The sequence below is a fragment of the Collinsella sp. AM43-1 genome (genome assembly GCF_003467925.1).
Classification (GTDB): Bacteria; Actinomycetota; Coriobacteriia; order Coriobacteriales; family Coriobacteriaceae; genus Collinsella.
Genome location: NZ_QSFR01000037.1, coordinates 1 through 2,701 on the forward strand (window position 1 = coordinate 1; position 2,701 = coordinate 2,701).

The 2,701-nt window shown below is 60.5% G+C and carries 4 protein-coding genes; all 4 read right to left on the reverse strand.

The features are described from left to right. Positions 1-575: PTS sugar transporter subunit IIC (locus tag DW925_RS09895; RefSeq protein ID WP_147349536.1), on the reverse strand; the 575-nt coding region annotated here is incomplete at its 3' end. Positions 576-633: 58 nt separating this feature from the next. Next, positions 634-1,116 carry a PTS sugar transporter subunit IIB gene (locus DW925_RS09900; RefSeq protein ID WP_117565058.1) on the reverse strand — a complete coding sequence of 161 codons (483 nt, stop codon included), beginning with the start codon at positions 1,114-1,116 and terminating at the stop codon, positions 634-636. A 57-nt stretch (positions 1,117-1,173) separates the two neighbouring features. Further along, entirely contained in the window at positions 1,174-1,593 is a 420-nt protein-coding gene (locus tag DW925_RS09905; protein ID WP_117565057.1) for a PTS sugar transporter subunit IIA, read from the reverse strand. 46 nt (positions 1,594-1,639) lie between these two features. Further along, positions 1,640-2,701: SIS domain-containing protein (locus DW925_RS09910; RefSeq protein WP_117790918.1), on the reverse strand; the 1,062-nt coding region annotated here is incomplete at its 5' end.

Below are 2,701 nucleotides of genomic sequence, written 5' to 3' on the forward strand. Positions count from 1 at the left end.
ATGGCGAAGCCCATGGCCGGCAGGATGTTGGCGGCAACGCCAAAGCCAGCAAGGACAAAGGGCGGGATGAAGTCGAGCATGCCCTGGATGGCGTCAGCACCCAGATAGAACGACAGCGAGCACAGCAGGAACGCCATGATGATACCGGTCAAACCGATCAGGAAGTGCATCGCATAGACACCCTTAAGGTTGCCCTGGCCGGAGAAGACATCAGCGCGGTCAACCAGAATCGGCAGGGCGGCGTTGAGGATGTTCTTGATGGCAAGGCACAGCGTGGCGATGGGCATAGCGAGCGCGATGGCTGCCTCGGTGCTCTGGCCCAACTGGATAGCGAAGGCGCAGGCGAGCACGCCGCCGATCGTCTCATCAGGCGGCACGTAGGCGCCGATGGAGATCGAGCCCATGAACAGAAGCTCCAGGCTGGCGCCGATCGCGAGGCCGGACTGCAGGTCCCCCAGCACCAGGCCCACGAGCGGGCACAGGACGATGGGGCGGAACGCATAGAGCGTACCGAGCTGGAAGTCGAACTTACCAAATGCGGCGATAAGTCCGATGAGGATTGCTTGGGTAAGCATATATCCCCCTTTCCTAATAGGACACTACGAAGAGCTCAGACTCTTCGAAATTGAACGCCTAGAGCACGCTTGCGCAGTCAACCTTGGGGTCATCGGCCAGAGGACGGATCTCGACCTCGACGCCGTTGTTCAGCATCTCACGCACATCGGCCTCCTCGGCTGCAGTCAGGAAGATCTGACGAGAGACCTGACGAGCATCGGGGCGCTTCTCGTCCTTGGGCTTGGTGTTGCCCAGGTTGACCGACTTGATCTGCGGGCAGCCTTCAACAAGCTGCTTTGCCTCAGCGATGGTGGCGACACAGATAATCATCTTGTATTTGTCAGTCACACCCGAGTTAATGGCCTCGATGGCATTCGCCATATCCTTGATGACGAGCTTGCAGCCGGCAGGCTTGCCCATCTTGAGCGTCGTCTTCCACACCGGGTCGTTGGCGACCTTATCGCCCACGCAGAAAATGCAGTTGGAGCCAAGGCCCTGGACCCAAGAGACCGCGACCTGGCCATGAAGCAGGCGATGGTCGACGCGAAGTAGCTGAATCATAATGTGACCCCCCAAAGGTCTTGTGCCGTCTTACGGCGTGTCAGTAGGTGCTGCGGATTAGAACTCTTCTTCCTCTTCGTCATCGACCAAAAGATCGTTGACAAACTTCACGCGCGTATCGTCCGCAGCGACGATGGCGCGAATCGTCTCCTCAACCGGCGCCGACTCGTCAGAGAACAGCAGCTGGATAAGCAGAGGAAGGTTCATGTTGGTAACGAGGTACGTGCGGGGACGCGTCTGGACGATCTTGGTGAACTCGTTGTTGACGCTGCCGCCAAAGAGGTCGGTGCAGACAACGACATCATCGTCGGCAGCCATGCCTGCCAGCAGTTTTTGGGCCTCCTCGGCCACGTCCATGCGGTCATCGACGAACATCGAAAGATCGTGGACGTTGTCGCGAGCGCCCGAGAGCAGCTCGACACTCTCCTTGATGCCGGTAGCGAAGTGCGCATGGCTGGCGATGATGTACTGCCTCATTCTGTGTTCCTCTCAATAGCCCGGCGCGTTCCCGCACCCGTTTTCTTTAGTAGTCGAACTGGTGATAGTAGCGACGATACTTGAGGTTGTGCTTGGTGACCGTCTCGTAGTAGCGAGCCAGGCGGTCGGTAACGAGCACCGTCAGAATCCACGGAGACACGATGACGCGGAACTCGTCGTCAAGGCCGGGGATCGCGAACTCGGCGGTGTCGATGATGTTGATGTCGGTGTCGCCGGTCACACCGCGGGTCAGGAAGGCGCGGACGCGCTCGTCGAGCTTGCGGTTCTCGTCCTCGCCCATGAACAGGAACACGGGGACGCCGGGCTCCACGAGCTCGAGGGTGCCGTGGAAGAAGTCGGCCGAGGTGATGTAGCGGGTGCGCTTCCACTGCATCTCCTCCAGGATGCACATCGAGAACAGGATCGTCTCGCCCCACAGGGCGCCGGAGCCGATGAACATGGTGTAGGGGGCCAGGGCGTACTTCTTGGCGAGCTCCTCGGCGCGCGGCTCGAAGCGCTTGCGGATATCGAGCATGTCCTTCCAGATGTCCTTGGTCTGCTCGATAAACAGATCGAACTTGGGGAAGCAGCCGCGGCGGTTGAGCAGGCGCAGGCCGAAGCAGTCGGCGAGGTAGTAGCCCTTCTCGCAGCCGCCCGAACCATGGTCAGAAGCCATGGCGACGCAGTTCTCGGCGCCGACAGCCTGGCCGATGGGGCCCTCGGGCTTGGTCATGGCGTAGACGCGCACGCCCATGCCCTTCATCTTCTTGACGGCCTCGAGGACCTCGGGGGTGGTTCCGGACTCGGAGGCGGTGAGCACGACGGACTTCTCGGTCATGCGCTTGTGGCCCATGACGTTCCACTCGGCGGCGTGGATCAGGTAGACCTCGAGGTCGCGGTCGCCGAACTTGTTCATGAGGTACTCGAGCTGCATGAGCTCGTCCCAGGTGCCGCCGACGCCCATCAGGAACACGGCGTCGTAGCCCTCGTCGGCGACCTTGTCGGCGAGCGCGGTCATCTTCTTGCCGGCCTCGTAGACGTTCTTGCCGTCCTCGACGTAGCCCTCCTGGCTAAAGTGCATGATCTCGATCTTCTCGGTTTCCTTCAT